Genomic DNA, 14690 nt, shown 5'->3' with positions numbered 1-14690 from the left:
TCGGGATGGCGCCTTGCTTGACTCGGCCCCGCCTCGTCTTTACCCCTTCGTAAGATTGGAACGCAGGACTGAGATGGCTGTGAATTTCATCATTTTATGTATTGGTCTGCCCAACGGCTTCAAGGGCCTGTGAATTTGAGTTTGATTGGTTCCTTTCAGCCGCTTTATTCCTTTTCCGGCTTTTTCGTCGGCATGCTTGTGGGCATTACAGGGGTTGGCGGCGGCTCGCTGATGACCCCCTTGCTCGTGCTTCTCTTCGGCGTTCATCCGGCAACGGCCGTCGGCACCGACCTGCTCTATGCCGCAATCACCAAGACTGCGGGAACGGCCGTGCACGGCATTCACGGGCGGGTCAATTGGAAGGTCGTCGGTCTCCTGGCCTCCGGCAGCGTGCCGGCGGCGCTCGCCATGCTCTGGATCATGGCCGGCGTCAATCGCGAGAGCCCCGCCGTTGCTCATACCATCACCCTGTCCTTGGGTTGTCTTTTGCTTTTGACGGCGCTGATGCTGATCTTTCGCGGCCAGATCCTGGTGGCCATCCGCAAATGGCGCGGCGAGCGCGGAACCATAACGCCTCGCAACATCGCCCTGCTGACAGTCGTCCTCGGCCTTATGCTCGGCATTCTTGTCACCATGACGTCGGTCGGCGCCGGTGCGCTCGGCGTCACCGTTCTGCTGGTGCTCTATCCGCAGACGGATGTGCGCGAAATCGTCGGCTCGGACATCGTCCATGCGGTGCCGCTGACCCTGATCGGCGGCATGGGCTATTGGTTCATCGGCGAAATCAACTGGACGATGCTGTTCGCCCTGCTGGTGGGCTCGATCCCCGGCATCGTTGCCGGCAGCCTGCTGGCGCCGCGCCTGCACGAGCGGTCCGTGCGCATCATCCTTGCCATTACGCTGGCCATCGTCGCCTGTAAGCTGATCCTTCCCTAGCCCACTCGAGGATAATGTGGAATTGGGCAGTGTGGGCGCCCTAAACGGGATTCGGTTACCGAATGGGCGGTATTGCGCCAAAGGCGGTCATTGAAAATTTTCGCTAGGTATCATTAAAGGGAACCTCGGTTGTTGCCATGATATCGATCAACGAGGTTCCATATGAATCGGCTTGGCATAGCGTTCCTCGCGTCGAATAATGGAACATCCTTTCGCGCCGTCAACGAGGCCATTCGCGCGAATAGGGTGGACGCGACTGCGGTGGTGCTGATCAGCAACAAAGCTTCTTCCTCGGCGCTTGCCTATGCTGAAGCCAACGGCATTCCCTCGCTTCACATCCCGACAAAAGACAGTGAGTCTGATGCAGACAAACAGCTTCGTGACACGCTCATCGACCATGGAGCTGAACTCGTTGTCTTATCTGGCTATCTCAGGAAACTAGGCCCTCTCTCGTTGGAGGCGTTTGATCGGCGGATGTTGAATGTTCATCCAGGGCTCTTGCCGAAATACGGCGGGCTGGGAATGTATGGGCGCAGGGTGCACCAAGCGGTGCTCGAAAATAGAGAGACCGAAACGGGCGCAACGATCCACATTGTCGACGGAGAATATGACCATGGTCGAACAGTCGCCACTGCGATTGTTCAAATCGATCCACTAGATGACGTGCTTTCGCTAGAGCAGCGGGTTATGGCCGCGGAATGCGACCTTTTCGTTGACCTCATACGTCGCATCGCGGCTGGCGAACTGCGACTACCTTTGTAAGTTGGCGCAGCTTCGGGCCGCAAGCAGCACATGCGCCAATTCCGGAAAATACGCAGCGGTTTTTCGTCGGGAATGGCGTAATAAATCTACGCCGAAAGCTGCTGCTTGAGCTCGCCAAGGATGGTGATCAGCGTTTGCTTCCGATCGAGATTATAGGCTTGCGATACATTGAGCCGCTCGGTGGTCTCGGAATGCAGGCGGGCCAGCCTTTCTGCCGCGGCAACGGAACCGCCGAGCGCGGCGGCGCGGGCGCGATCGATGATGTCATCGCCGATGTGAGCCACGAAGAAGCCGAAGATCGTATCGCTGTCTTTGGCCGAAAGCGCATCGGCGAGACGGTGCATTGCCTTGCGGGCTGCAGGTCCGTCTGCCGAAAGCACCTGGCGATAGGCCTCGATGATTTCGCCGCCGCCGTAATTCAAAAGCTTGAGCGCCTCGCTGACGCTGCCCTTGGCGGCGGCGAGCAATTCGCTCCCCTGCCCGGCCGGAACGCCCAGATTTTCGAGCGCCATCCTCAAAGCATCGTCTGCAAGCGGCGCGAGCTTCAAAGGGAGGCAGCGCGAGCGGATCGTCGGCAGAAGCCGGCCCGGTGCATGCGAAAGCACGAGGAACAAGGCGCGCTTCGGCGGCTCCTCGAGGATCTTCAGAATAGCGTTCGCCGCGCTGCGGTTGAGATCATCGGCGGGATCGATGATGACGATCCGCCAGTTACCGGTGCCCGAGGTCTGCGAAAAGAATTTTCCGGCGCGGCGCACCTCATCCACGGTGATCGCGGACTTTACCTTGCCGGTCTTGTCGTCGACCGGTCGGCTGAGGTGCAGCAGATTGTGCGAGGCGCCCGCGGAAATCTGCCGGCTGACTGCGGATGCCGGGTCCGGATCGCCGATCATGTCCGGTGCGGATGCGGGATCGGGATGGGAGAGGACATGATTGGCGAAACGAAACGCAAGCGTCGCCTTGCCGATGCCCTCAGGCCCCTCGATCAGCATGGCATGGTGGCCCTTGCCGGAGCGATAAGATTGGGCGAGGAAGGCCTCCGCCTGTTCATGGCCGAAGAGCTTCACATTGTCCTGCGGAGGAATGGCGCCGTCGAGGACGCCCGGCCGGTCGTCACTCATTGTGCCGCTTCCGATCCCGCGGCGATATTGGCGGCCGCAAGTCGCTTGTCCACGATCCCGGCGATTTCCGTCGCGATATCGTCTTCGGACTGTTGAGCGTCGATGACGTGGCACCGATCGGATTCACGGGCGGCGATATCGAGAAAGGCCTCGCGGCGTTTCTCATGGGTCTGCATCTCTTCCTTCTCGAAGCGATCGGGCGCGGCGACGGCGGAGGCGCGTTTACGTGCACGCGCCAGGCCAATTTCGGCCGGAATATCGAGAATGAGCGTACAGTCCGGGACGACACCGTTGACGGCAACCCGTTGCAGGGCCTCGATATAATCTGGCTCGAGATTGCCCGTCACGCCCTGATAGACGCGCGAGGAATCCATGAAGCGGTCGCAAAGGACGATGGTACCGCGCGAAAGCGCCGGCCGGATGACTTCCTCGACATGATCGTTGCGGGCGGCAGCGAAAAGAATGGCTTCCATTCTCGTGCCGAACATCTCGGCCGCGCCCGAAAGCAGCACGTGGCGCACGGCCTCCGCCCCCGGTGAGCCACCGGGTTCGCGCGTTACGAGAACCTCATGGCCACGCTCGCGCAACCGCTCAGCCAGCCGGCGGATCTGGGTGGATTTACCGGCCCCTTCCCCGCCTTCGAAGCTTACGAATAATCCGTTTGCATCAGCCAATGATCATGTCCTGCACTTTTCGCGTGCCATCCGTCTGGTATGCGATACGCAACCTGTTTAACCCAAGACATGCCTCGGTGGAACCGTGGATGTCTCTGTGTGCATCACTCTATATGGGGTGTGAACAGAGATTTCGCGAGCTGCGCGGCCCTCTCAGCTCGGCAAAGGCTTGTCCCATAGCCAGGAGAAAAGCAGCGACTCTGTCAATTCCATGAAGGCATCGAAGGCCCGGCGGCCCAATGTGCCCTGCCCGACCGATTCCTTCGTGTAGAGCGGCAGTTCCCGCACCAGCCGCGCGCCGAGGAACACGCGAAGGGTTCCCGCTTCGTAGCCTGCGGCCACGGGCGCTGCCAGCGGCCAGCGATAGACGATGCGCGCCGACAGTCGATCCGGCGTTTCGATCGGGACATAGACATCGACGGGTATTTTTGCCTGTAGGCCGACGGTGGAAGCAGCGCCGCCGTAGACGCTGGCATCGCCGATCACTTCGCCACCGGCGAAGATGCGCTGGCTCTTGAAGTTGCTGAGGCCCCATTCGAGCACGCGCCGCGTCTCCTCGATGCGTTCCTTTTCGCTCTTCAGGCCTCCCAGCGCCAGGAACAGCCGGCGGCCGTCGCGCTGGATGGAGGCGACGATCGAAAAGCCCTCGCCTTCGGCAAAGCCGAGCCCGAGGCCGTCCACGCCGATATTGAGCAAAAGCATCGGGTTCTTGTTGCGCTGATAGATCTTGTTCCAGGTGAAGTCGGCCTGTCCGAAATATTTATAGAGATCCGGATGCTTCTCCTGCAGGTCCTGCGCCAGCGCCACCATCTCTCGGGCAGAGACCTTGCCGCCGCCATTCTGATCGTTGGCATCGGGCAGGCCGGTGGAATTGGTGAAGGTCGCCCGCGACATGCCGATCTCGCGCGCCCGCGCCGTCATGCGCCGCGCGAACTCGCGCTCGCTGATCGACATGCCTTCCGCCAGAACGATGCAGGCGTCATTCGCCTGCTGCACGGCAATACCCTGGATCAGATCGCCGACGCGGATGCGCGATTTCAACGCGGCGAACATCGTCGATGCGCGCGAGGGCGCGCCGCCCGTTCGCCAGGCATTTTCCGAGACGGGATATTCGGTATCGAGGTTGATCTCCCCCCGTCCGATCGCGTCGAAGACGACATCGAGCGTCATCAGCTTCGCGAGCGATGCCGGCGAAATCAGCTGGTCCTCGTTCTTCGCAAGCAGGATGGTGCCGGTCGAGGCTTCGATCATGAATGCCTGCGCGGCCTTCGTATCGAAAGTACCAGGTGCAGCCTGCGCAAAGGCGGAGGCGTTGCCGATCCCGAAGACAAAAAGGAACAAAAGAATCAAGCGCTTTGGCATATCGTCCCCTTCATCCGATCACCGGCACGATTATTTTAGTGACGGGCTGAGATTCAGGCAATGATGCTGATCAATCCGCCTGCGTCGTACCCTGATGCTTGCGGTGATAGGACGAAAGGATCGATTCCTGCGTCAACCCGTCATTGCGAACCATGACGGCATCGAAAGCGAGATTGACATAAACCGTCTTGACGGGAGCTTCCTGGTAGGCGGCAATGGTCGAGCCCAGGGTTTCATCCTTCAGGCTTGCAAGACGCCGCGAGAAGTCCGGCCGTTCATAGGGGATCGGGCCGATTCTCGGAAGCACGACCATGGTCGGATCCGCCGACTCTGCTGCCGGCATGGCGCCGCCGTTCCATTCCATCGGTGGCGGATCATTGCGCTTGCTGCGGTTGTAACCGGCATCCGGCGTCGAGCCGGCGAAAGCCGTCGTCGCGTAAGGCGATTGGCGCGGAATGGGAGCGATCGCCGGTGCGGCGTCATAGCTGCGCTGCTGGCGGATTGCGCGAAGCGGGGTTTCGGAATCAGGCAACTGATCCGCGGTCATACGGCCTGCGGAAGCAACCATCACGCCTGTCGCGATCTGACCGCCCGGATTGATACTGGGCAGGCGCGATCCCTTCGGAATGTAGGAAGCCATCAGATAAGGGTCGTCATGGCCGTCCATGCGGGCGCGGCCGACATATTGCACGCGCACATCGCCGGTGCCGCTGTGCTGCAGATCGAGCATCTGCGCGGTCTTGTTGGAAAGGTCGATGATGCGGCCGGGATGGTATGGGCCGCGATCGTTGACGCGCACGATAATGGACGAGCCGGTCTCGACATTGGTAACACGGGCGTAGCTCGGCAGCGGGAAGGTCGGATGCGCGGCGGTCAATGCCTGCTGGTCGTAGACCTCGCCATTGGCCGTCAGGCGGCCGTGAAAGGCCGAACCGTACCAGGAAGCGATGCCGACCTTGCTGTAGCTGTAATCTTCCTTGGGGTAATACCACTTACCCTTCACCTGGTAAGGATTGCCGACCATGAAGCGGCCGCCGCCCTTCGGCACGGGGCCGTTGTTGACGACGCGAGGGCTCGCCTTCACGCCATATTCCTTCTCGGAGAAATATTCCTTGCCGTGCTGGCGCGTCGAGGCAACCTTCTGAGACGTTCCGCAGGCCGTGATGGTTGCGCACATCAGGGAAAGAGCAAACCAACGCATACCCGTTGCGCATGTCACCGCACGATTTTCTGATGTCATCTGTCCCAAGCCGCTACTCATTACTTTGACGGAGGTATGCTACCGGCACATTCCCTCATTCCGGTATCCTGCTACGCTCCAATCACCTAACGGTGCTTTAATCATGATTGCAGTTTGTCGTTTTTGCGATGCAAATTGAGCGCACTGAAGGGATTCTGAAATTCATGGTTAACGCACGGTAAAGCGGCGCTGATTTGAAGTAGCGTCGGCGACGACATGCATGCCCAGGCACCGTTTCGTCCACTGATGCTCACGCGCCGTCCCGCACTGTAACAGAAGAAATCGCATTGCCATTGCAATCGGGATCTTTCGGACGGGTTTGAGGCAGTTCTCTCAGGCACTTGTATCAAGACGCATCAGTATCTCGTCGTGATAGACATCGCCGACCTTCAATGCTTCGGTATCGACGGCCCAGGCCTTGAAGCCGAAGGATTCATAGAGGCGAATGGCTGCGGCATTGGAGGATACGACGCTGAGGCGTATCGAGCGGCAATCATCCCTTGCATCCTCAAGTGCTGCAGCCATCAGCAAACGGGATAGGCCGGTGCCCCGCCCCTTTGGGCGCACATACATGCCCCAGATCGAGGCGATGTGCCGCATCTTCGTTCCCGTCGACCGCGCGACGGCGATCACGCCGACAAGCGTTCCATCATTCTCGAAGCCGCCGATCACCGTATTGCCTTCGATCCTGTCGCCGATCTGGGCCGGCGAATATTCCAGCTCCTGCTCATGGGAGGCGCCAAAGGCTTCCGGATGATGTGCCAGCCCTTCCAGGCGGATATCCCTGAAAATCGATGCATCGTCGCGCTGCAGCCGGCGTATGGTGAAGCGCTGCATGCTAGTCCTCTCGCTGAAGCGCGTTACGGCGCGGTGACGATGCCATGTTTCGCATCCGGCTCTTCGCGCCGTCAACCGTCAATGGGGCATTGCGCCGATAATGTGCCGCAGCTTGTCCGGGTTGCGCATGCAATAGATGGCAACGACCTTTTCGCGCTCGATGTGCAGCGCGGTCGTCTGCACGACATTGCCGCCTTCTATCGTCACAAACCCCGGCAGGCCATCGATGACGGCATAGTGGATCAGCTGGGAGGGCTGCGCGCGGAAAAGCCGTGCCAGCTGCTCATGAAGCAGCATGACGGCGGAAAGCCCGATATGCGGTCGCTGCGATGTCGGTACCTTGCCACCGCCGTCGGCATAGACAACGACATCCTCTGAAAGCAGGGCGCGAAGAGCGGCCATGTCCCCCGTTCGCGACGCCGTGAAGAAGGCGGTGGCAAGTTTGAGCCCCTGCTCCCTGCCGATGGCGAAGCGCGGCCGGGCCTCGGCGACATGTTCCCTCGCCCGGCTGGCAAGCTTGCGGCAGGCAGCGGCCTCACGGCCGATCGCGAGCGCAACATCGTCGAAATCCATGCCGAACACGTCATGCAGGAGAAAGGCGGCACGCTCGAGCGGCGACAGGCGTTCCAGCGCCATCATCAACGGCAGCGTGATATCGTCGGCCGCATCGGCATCTTCCGGATCGAAGATCGGCTCGGGCAGCCAGGAGCCCACATAGGACTCCCGGCGACGGCGTGCCGATTTCAGCTCGTTCAGGCAAAGTCTGGTGACGATGGTCCGCAGAAACGCGGCGGGCGTGCGAACAGTCGCGCGATCGGTCGCCAGCCAGCGCAGCCAGGCATCCTGCACGATATCCTCGGCATCCGCGACCGATCCGAGCATTCGGTAGGCAAGCCTCACGAGGCGCGGGCGCAGCTCGGAGAAGATCGGGTCGAACGGCGTTTCACTCATGAACCGCAAGCTCACGCCGGAATGACATGATTTCGCGGCCGTGGGCGAACTGCAGCGTCGTCAGCGCCACCCGTCGTCCAAGATGGCGGGCGGTGGCGAGATCGGATGCAGGCGGCGCGGTCTCCGGGCCTTCATCCGTGTTCGCCTGCGCCGCCGCGCCAAGCCAGAAGCCGAGACGGTTCATATCCTCTTCGGAACCCGTTGAAGAGCAGTTCGCCGGAGGAAGATCGAGCCCGACCCAATGCATTCCGTGCTGGGCTGCGAAGATCACCATCTGCATCAGCGTCGAAAGCTTGTCACCGGATCGTGACCCCGAGGTGGTGAAACCGGCCGCGATCTTGTCCTTCCACAGGTAGCCTTTGGCGAGAACGGCATGCGATGTTGCCTCCTGGAATGCTTTGAACGATGCAGATACCGCGCCCATATAGGTCGGCGACCCGAAGATGATGGCTTGCGCCGCATTGAGATCATCCCAGTGGCGCTCCACCTTGTCCACCGTCAACAGCACGGCCTCGACGCCATCCACCTGCTCAACCCCCACCCTCACGGCTTCCGCCTGACGGCCCGTATGGCCATAGCCGCTATGATAGACGATCGCGATGCGCTGCCGGATCATTGTCACCTCCTTCGAAATTGGTTTTGCGAAGGACGTGACAAGGCATGGGGGCGCATTGTGACATGCCCATAGTCCGAGCGTGCCGCTAACGCATGCCTAGCGCAGTTCGAAGGCTATCCTCAAAGACGTGAGCATGATCTCTGGGACAAAACTCAATGAAATCAAGGATTCTTAAAGCTCTTAGATTTACGATGAAGTGCTCGCTCAACTTGATCAGGCGAGAGTGCGTCGACTGTCGTTTCCCTGCTAGATTGGCCGTCGCTGTTCACATGTGGCATTTTGCCGATCGGCGATCTGAAGTGATCGTGTCTCGCCGTGGCGATAGAAGCCAGACGAATGAAGCTGTTGCTGGGATCATAAGCGAACCTTGGTTGGTCCTTGGCCCCCGTGATCAGTTTGGCGAGAAGGTGACCCTGTGAGCCAAATAAATAATCACTTCCCGCGCATAAATGGACCAGAGCTCGATAATCGAAATATTTAAATTGATCGTCGACGAGAAACACAGACTCTTTATAGGCGCTACCGCTCAGCTTGGAATTACGAGAACGATTCAGAAAGTCTTCTCCCACGGACCTGTTAATCTTCGCATTCGTGCATACGTTGCCAATAATACCTCCGAGGTTTTGTACCCTAAGGGTTTCAGCATCCCTGTTTGCCAGCGGCTTCATCGCTTCGGCCAGATACCAGTTGGTCGCCGGATCATTGGTCATGCTCTTGCGCCAAAATGATGGAATGTCTGCTGCAAAACAATTGAATGCCGAAACCACGAATGCGAATCCAACCATGAAGATATGCTTTGCGCGCTTGAACATCTGTTGCCTCTGGTTGCATTCCATGGTGCAGATCAACTGATTTTAAGGCGGAAAGCAATAAGATGGCGCGAGCAATCGTTCAATAATTGAATAGTAATTTCCAGGCGAAACGCGACAAAATGCCAATTCGAATTCATTGATTTTTCGCGAGAGCGGGCCTTGATCATAAAGTGTAGAGAATTAATTCGATTAATGAAAACAGAAATTAATCAACAAAATCAATGATTCTTGGCGGAAGAGGTGGGATTCGAACCCACGGTACGGTTTCCCGCACGCCGGTTTTCAAGACCGGTTCCTTAAACCACTCGGACACTCTTCCAAGTCATTGAATGGATTGAAAAATCTACATTTTGTTGATTCTTCGAAATCGGATGCGGTTGCCGATTTTCTACCCAATCATTCGACGGCTGGCTTTTTAGCAGCTTTGACCGCCGCGTCAATGTGTTCCCACGGCGTTCTACGGTCATTCAGCAAGTTTCCGCGAGAATTAAACTTACTGCGAAGGGCTCCAATATCGGCGCTCGTCATTTGTCCGACGCAAAGCGACCCAGGCGCAGGAAATAAGGTGGCCCGGCCGCGGGAGACGGCCGGGCCCCCGTCGCCAGGTCAGGGGTCAAATCTGACTGAAGCAAGCCATTAGTAAGCTAGGCTTATTTTTTGTCAATTATTGACGCGTTGGCCGCGAAGGTCTCGATTGCTGGATGTCGTGTTGATGGCTTGGGCTATCCGGGATAGTTTCCTGCCATGACTTTTGATGATCATTCCCTGTCGCTCGGCGCCAAGCCCCTCGCCGGCCCTGCCCTCGCCGCTTTTTTCAGCCGAGATGCCGTCGTGGTCGCGTCCGACCTGATCGGCGCGCGTTTCACGGTCGCGGGCATAGGCGGTCGCATCGTCGAGACGGAGGCCTATCGGCCGGATGATGAGGCTTCCCACGCATATCGTGGGCCGACGCCGCGCAACGCGGCCATGTTCGGAGCGGCCGGCCATGTCTATGTCTATCGCTCCTACGGCATTCACTGGTGCCTGAATTTCGTTTGCACCAAGGGCAGCGCGGTGCTCATCCGGGCGATCGAGCCGGAAAACGGCATCGAGGAGATGATCCGGCGGCGGGGGCTTGCCGATATCGTCTCGCTATGCAACGGGCCGGGCAAGCTGTCGCAGGCGCTTGATATCGATATAAGCCTCGACGGCTGCTCGCTGGATGCGGCGCCGTTTTCGATATCCTTGGCGGAACCGGTGCCAGTTGTCTCAGGCAAGCGCATTGGAATCACCAAGAACATCGATCCGCTCTGGCGCTTCGGCGCGGCGGGCTCGCGTTTCGTCAGCCGTCGTTTCCCATGAGTGAGAAGCAAGCGAGATCTCTAGCGCCTCCTCCAACAGTCGGTTAAACTCGCCGAAACGAACATTCTGGGAAATAGCATGTTCGACCATATGGGAATCGTCGCCAAGGATTTGAGGACCAGCGCCAGGCTTTATGCACATATGCTGGCGCCGCTCGGCATCCGTATCGTGGAAAAGCACCGGCTGGCGCCCGATTCCGCCTGGATCGTTCTTTCCACCGGAAAGCCGCAAACGCCTTTCTTCGTGATCGCCGAAGGAAGGCCGACTTTCTGGACTGAAAGCGCAACGGTTGCCTCCAGCCCCATTCATCTCTGCTTCCAAGCGCCGTCGCGTGAAGCGGTCGATCGCTTTCATGAAGCCGGCCTCAAGCATGGCGCACGCGACAACGGTCTTCCGGGCATTCGCCGGCCGCCTTTCTATTGCGCCTACTTGATCGATCTGGACGGCAATAATGTCGAAGCGGGTTGCTACCTCGACGATTGAGATACGCGCCGCCTCTCGATACAAAAAGACCGCCGGGGTGGTGCCCGGCGGCCATCTAGCCACGCAGTGAAACTGGAAAGGCTGCTTGGCTATTCTATTCCACCGCGACGCTGTGGTCGACGGCAGGAGGCGCCTTCGGCTTGCGCAGGAGCACCAATAGCGGCATGGCGAAGATCGACATCAGCATCAGCAATTTGAAGTCGTCGATATAGGCGATGACGGTTGCCTGGGTGGTGATCATGCCGTCGAGCGTCGCGCGGCCGACCGCCGTCAAGGGGCTCACGCCCTGCGCGGCCGTCGCATCGAAATAGCGGTTGAACGGCGTCACATAGGCGGCAATGTTGGCGTGGTTGACCTGCGTATTCTCGGTGATCAGCATCGAAACGACGGAAATGCCGACACTCGAGCCGATATTGCGCGAGAGGTTGTAGAGACCCGTTCCCTCGCCGCGCATCTGCGCCGGCAGCGTCGCGAAGGCGATTGTCGTCAGCGGCACGAAGAGAAAGCCGAGGCCGGCGCCCTGGACGAAGCCGACCGATATCAGCGTCCATTGCGAGACATCCGGCGTCCAGCCGGTCATATCGTACATGGCCCAGGCCGTCAGCGCGAGGCCGATGAACAGCAACCAGCGCGTATCGACCTTGCCGATCAGGCGCCCCACCAGGAACATGCAGAACATGGTGCCGAGGCCGCGCGGTCCCATGACGATACCGGCGGTGACGACCGGATAGCCCATCAGCGTCTGCAGATAGGGCGTCATCAGCGCCAGCGAAGCCAGATAGGTCACGCCGACGATGAAGATGAACAGGATGCTGACGGCAAAGTTCTGGTCCATGAAGAGCCGCGGATTGACGAAGCTTCGCTCGGCCGTGAACATATGGACGATGAAGAGATAGAAGGCGCTGACGCAGACGAGCGCCTCGATGATGATTTCGCTCGAGTAGAACCAATCGAGCTGTTCGCCGCGGTCGAGGAATAGCTGCAGCGCCGCAATCGTGATCGAAAGCATGCTGAAGCCGAACCAGTCGAGTTTGGCGAGCGCATCGAGCTTCGTCTCCGTCACGTAGACGACGATACCGAAGAAGGCGAGCGCGCCGATCGGCACGTTGATGTAGAACACCCAGCGCCAGCTGATATTGTCGGTCAGCCAGCCGCCGATGACCGGGCCTAGCACCGGGCCGACCATGACCGAGACGCCGAACAGCGCCATGGCACGGCCGCGCTCCTCGACGCTGTAGATATCGAGCAGAATGCCCTGCGACAGCGGAACGAGCGAGGCGCCGAACAGCCCCTGCAGCAGGCGGAATCCGACGATCTGCGCCAATGATTCCGACAGGCCGCACAGAACTGAAGCGGCGACGAAGCCGGCAATCGCGACCAGCAGGACGCGCTTGCGGCCGAATTTCGCCGAAAGGAAGCCGGAGGGCGGCGTCATGATCGCGGCCGCGACGATGTAGGACGTCAGAACCCAGTTGATCTGGTCGGCGCTGGCCGAGACGTCGCCCTGGATATGCGGCAGCGCGACGTTGGCGATCGTGGTGTCCAGCGCCTGCATGATGACGGACAGGATGACACAGGCGGTGATTGCGCCGCGATTGGCGACGGGCGCTGAAGGCGAAGCGGTGGTAGCGTTACTCATGATCCTGACCGCGGGAATGGCCCAGCAGGTTGCTGATGAAATCCGGCAGGCCGCGGGCATGGCCGGTGTCGACATCGGCGACGACGCTCATCCCGACGCGCAGCGGCGGCTTGCCCTGCATGTCATCGATGCTGATGATCATCGGAATGCGCTGCACGACCTTGACCCAGTTGCCGGTCGTATTCTGGGCCGGCAGCAGCGAGAAGCTGGAGCCGGATGCCGGCGAGATGCTGGCGACCGTGCCCTTCCAGGTCACGCCCGGATAGGCATCGACCGAGATGTCGACCTTCTGGCCGGGGCGCACATAGGTAAGCTCGGTTTCCTTCGGGCTTGCATTGATCCAGACATGGGTCGTGGAAACCAGCGAGAACCCCTGCTGCGCGGCCGTCAGATAAGCGCCGACCTGAAGCGAGGGCACATTGGCGGTGATACCGTCGAAAGGCGCGCGCACCACGGTATCGTCAAGCTCGCGCTGCGCATTGTCGACAGCGGCCTTGGCCTGGAGATAAAGCGGATTCTGCTCGACGGGCTGATCGGCGGTGCCCTCGCCGCCCAATTGCGCGAGTGTCGTTGCCGCTTGGGCCTGTGCGACCGATACCTTCTGCTGCGCAGCCTCGAGATTATGCTTGGCTTGGTCGAATGCCGCCTTCGAGGCAACCGAGCTGTTGATCAGGTTCTGCTGGCGCTCGAATTCCGTCTGGTAATAGGGAATATCGGCCTGTGCCTGGGCGATTTCGGCCAGGGCCTGCTTGTAATTCGCCTGCAGGTTCAGGATCTGGTTCCTGGCATTGCCGAGCTGCGCTTTGGCGCCGTCCAGTGCAATCCGGAAGGAATCGGGTTTGAGGCGAAAGAGCACCTGCCCTTTCTTGACGACTTCGTTTTCATGCACGTCGACAGAGATCACCGTGCCGGATACGTCTGTGGAAACGCCGACCATGTCGGCCTGGATATAGGCATTGTCCGTGGACATGATCTGTCCGCCGGTGACGTAGTAATAACCGCCGATGACGAGCGCGACGGGGAGCAATGCAAAGAGCACCGGTCGCGTCAGGTTGCGGCGCTTGCGCGGCGTTTCCGGGGGCGCGATTGGAGACGCCGATACAGCCGCCGCGGGCTGCGGCGACGGGTTGGAGGAAGGGGCCTCGGCAACCGGGGTCTCGGTCTGTTCAGCGGAATTTACATTTGCAGGTACGCGAAGCGGAGAAGATGCATCAGCCATGTTGTAACTCTTTGTCGACTGCCTTTGAACGGCAGGCGCTAAGCAGGTTCGATTTCATGAGGGTAAGCAGTTCATAAAGCTGCTCTTGATCCTCCTGCGAGGTTCCCTCGAGCGCTTCCTTGCGTGTTAGGTCGCCCATATCGCGCATGGTATCGATCAGCGGCCGGGCTTCCTCGCACATGTAGAGAAGCCAGCTTCGCCGATCGTTCGGATGCTGTCGGCGCTCCACCAGGCCGCGTTCGCTCAGCTTGTCGAGGATGCGGACCAGCGTTATCGGCTCGATCTCCAGCATTTCCGCCAAACCGGCCTGATGGATGCCTTCATTATTTGCGAGGTAGGCGAGCGTCTGCCATTGCGAACGCGTTAGGCCCAGATCTTTCGCGCGCTGCTCGAACCGCTTGCGAAACAGCCTGGCAACGTCGTGGAGGAGAAAACCGAGGGTGGGTGTCGAATTCATGGTAGGAAAGCCTGCTATTGATAAGCAACCTTATAATTATCACTACGTATAGTAAGCGCCCATTTGATACAAGAGGCGAGCGATTAAGAAATGGCTGTTGTCGAAGATGTCGCAGGGGTGTCGCAAAGATGCCGCAGTGGGTGGCGGCCGATCATCAATTGAAAAGGCGCGGACCGATTCGTCCGCGCCTTTTCGGCAGTTTCGCAGCAGAGGTGGTACGTAGGGGGCGTCTCACCCGTCGAG

General features: G+C 59.5%; 15 protein-coding genes and 1 tRNA gene. 4 read left to right on the top strand and 12 right to left on the bottom strand.

Annotated features, from left to right (window positions below; genetic code table 11):
* Positions 1-96: 96 nt before the first annotated feature.
* A complete protein-coding gene (locus tag ACPYOP_RS09470; protein WP_481410136.1) occupies positions 97-936 on the top strand; it encodes a sulfite exporter TauE/SafE family protein in 840 nt (279 codons plus the stop codon).
* A gap of 162 nt (positions 937-1098) precedes the next feature.
* Positions 1099-1698 (top strand): phosphoribosylglycinamide formyltransferase, encoded by a 600-nt coding sequence (gene purN, locus ACPYOP_RS09465; protein WP_481410135.1) that lies wholly within the window; start codon positions 1099-1101, stop codon positions 1696-1698.
* 86 nt (positions 1699-1784) lie between these two features.
* Here purN and ACPYOP_RS09460 read toward each other — a convergent pair whose 3' ends face one another.
* From ACPYOP_RS09460 to ACPYOP_RS09420, 9 genes are all read right to left on the bottom strand, one after another.
* Positions 1785-2816 (bottom strand): DNA polymerase III subunit delta', encoded by a 1032-nt coding sequence (locus ACPYOP_RS09460; RefSeq protein WP_481410134.1) that lies wholly within the window; start codon positions 2814-2816, stop codon positions 1785-1787.
* Positions 2813-3490 carry a dTMP kinase gene (gene tmk / locus ACPYOP_RS09455; RefSeq protein WP_481410133.1) on the bottom strand — a complete coding sequence of 226 codons (678 nt, stop codon included), beginning with the start codon at positions 3488-3490 and terminating at the stop codon, positions 2813-2815. Before tmk ends, ACPYOP_RS09460 begins: the two co-directional genes overlap by 4 nt.
* Before the next feature lie 153 nt (positions 3491-3643).
* Positions 3644-4852, bottom strand: a complete 1209-nt coding sequence (locus ACPYOP_RS09450; protein ID WP_481410132.1) for a D-alanyl-D-alanine carboxypeptidase family protein — start codon at positions 4850-4852, stop codon at positions 3644-3646.
* A 70-nt stretch (positions 4853-4922) separates the two neighbouring features.
* Positions 4923-6092: a septal ring lytic transglycosylase RlpA family protein gene (locus ACPYOP_RS09445; RefSeq protein WP_481410131.1), complete on the bottom strand. Its 1170-nt coding sequence runs from the start codon at positions 6090-6092 to the stop codon at positions 4923-4925.
* Between the two features lie 333 nt (positions 6093-6425).
* The gene (locus tag ACPYOP_RS09440) at positions 6426-6929 is read right to left on the bottom strand and encodes an N-acetyltransferase family protein (protein ID WP_481410130.1); all 504 of its coding nucleotides are present in this window, start codon (positions 6927-6929) and stop codon (positions 6426-6428) included.
* A gap of 78 nt (positions 6930-7007) precedes the next feature.
* The gene (locus ACPYOP_RS09435) at positions 7008-7880 is read right to left on the bottom strand and encodes a sigma-70 family RNA polymerase sigma factor (RefSeq protein WP_481410129.1); all 873 of its coding nucleotides are present in this window, start codon (positions 7878-7880) and stop codon (positions 7008-7010) included.
* Complete coding sequence (locus ACPYOP_RS09430; protein WP_481410128.1) at positions 7873-8496, bottom strand: flavodoxin family protein; 624 nt, start codon at positions 8494-8496, stop codon at positions 7873-7875. Before ACPYOP_RS09430 ends, ACPYOP_RS09435 begins: the two co-directional genes overlap by 8 nt.
* A gap of 161 nt (positions 8497-8657) precedes the next feature.
* Positions 8658-9308, bottom strand: a complete 651-nt coding sequence (locus ACPYOP_RS09425; RefSeq protein ID WP_481410127.1) for a hypothetical protein — start codon at positions 9306-9308, stop codon at positions 8658-8660.
* Positions 9309-9537: 229 nt separating this feature from the next.
* Positions 9538-9627: transfer RNA gene (locus tag ACPYOP_RS09420), tRNA-Ser, on the bottom strand.
* Positions 9628-10052: 425 nt separating this feature from the next.
* Here ACPYOP_RS09420 and ACPYOP_RS09415 point away from each other — a divergent pair.
* Together ACPYOP_RS09415 and ACPYOP_RS09410 are read left to right on the top strand one after the other, a co-directional pair.
* A complete protein-coding gene (locus tag ACPYOP_RS09415) occupies positions 10053-10649 on the top strand; it encodes a DNA-3-methyladenine glycosylase (protein ID WP_481410126.1) in 597 nt (198 codons plus the stop codon).
* Positions 10650-10727: 78 nt separating this feature from the next.
* Positions 10728-11132, top strand: a complete 405-nt coding sequence (locus ACPYOP_RS09410; RefSeq protein WP_481410125.1) for a VOC family protein — start codon at positions 10728-10730, stop codon at positions 11130-11132.
* Positions 11133-11226: 94 nt separating this feature from the next.
* Here the strand turns inward: ACPYOP_RS09410 and ACPYOP_RS09405 are convergent, their stop codons facing one another.
* Genes ACPYOP_RS09405 through ACPYOP_RS09395 form a run of 3 tightly spaced genes read right to left on the bottom strand, consistent with a single transcriptional unit; the run spans position 11227 to position 14447 of the window.
* Positions 11227-12771 (bottom strand): DHA2 family efflux MFS transporter permease subunit, encoded by a 1545-nt coding sequence (locus ACPYOP_RS09405; protein WP_481410124.1) that lies wholly within the window; start codon positions 12769-12771, stop codon positions 11227-11229.
* Positions 12764-13990, bottom strand: a complete 1227-nt coding sequence (locus ACPYOP_RS09400) for an HlyD family secretion protein (protein ID WP_481410123.1) — start codon at positions 13988-13990, stop codon at positions 12764-12766. Before ACPYOP_RS09400 ends, ACPYOP_RS09405 begins: the two co-directional genes overlap by 8 nt.
* The gene (locus ACPYOP_RS09395) at positions 13983-14447 is read right to left on the bottom strand and encodes a MarR family winged helix-turn-helix transcriptional regulator (protein WP_481410122.1); all 465 of its coding nucleotides are present in this window, start codon (positions 14445-14447) and stop codon (positions 13983-13985) included. Before ACPYOP_RS09395 ends, ACPYOP_RS09400 begins: the two co-directional genes overlap by 8 nt.
* Positions 14448-14690 lie beyond the last annotated feature (243 nt).

It is taken from the genome of Rhizobium sp. KNZ2-6A (genome assembly GCF_056755475.1).
This window is presented reverse-complemented; position numbering and strand designations above follow the sequence as displayed.